This window comes from Vibrio sp. 2033 (assembly GCF_033339735.1).
Genome location: NZ_JAWOVC010000567.1, coordinates 1 through 600, shown reverse-complemented (window position 1 = coordinate 600; position 600 = coordinate 1). Strand labels below are relative to the sequence as shown.

General features: G+C 52.5%; 1 protein-coding gene. It reads right to left on the bottom strand.

Annotated features, from left to right (window positions below; translation table 11 throughout):
- A partial coding sequence (locus R7P74_RS27830) for a Mur ligase family protein (protein WP_318123900.1) occupies positions 1–600 on the bottom strand: 600 nt, incomplete at both ends.

Genomic DNA, 600 nt, shown 5'->3' with positions numbered 1-600 from the left:
TTCACCGGCTACTACTATTCGCCGCCTAGCATCCGGTGACCCTTCTATCAACGTCCTGGTCATCGAAATCAAGGCGTCCGGGTTTGAATTATATGAATCGTTGATTATCGTAAAACCTTCCGCAAACCTAATTACTTCGCCACGCTGTGGCGGCGGTTCCGCCGTCGCCAGACTTTCGGCAATTGCTTCCGCCGAAAGCCCGAAACAATGTGCCACGGCAGCGGCAGCCAGTGCATTCATAACATTATGAATTCCATTGAGCGGAAAACTGACTTTGGCAGTGCTGCCGGGAACTGTTAAACGGAAACGTGTCTTGCCAAATCCGGCAAATTCTATATCGCGTGCCGAAATATCCGCGCGATTCCTGATACCAAAGGTCAGTGTCTCCCCGCGACTGAATTCCACCATCGAGGCCACGCGTGGATCGTCAGCATTCAAAATCGCTGCGCCGCCCGGCTTCATTCCCTGAACAATCTCTGCTTTCGCAGCCCGAATTGCCTCAATAGTGCCAAGATGTTCGATATGTACCGGCAGGACATTCAGGACTACCGCAACGTCCGGCGGCGTGATTTCACAAAGCTTCGCAATTTCGTGCATCGG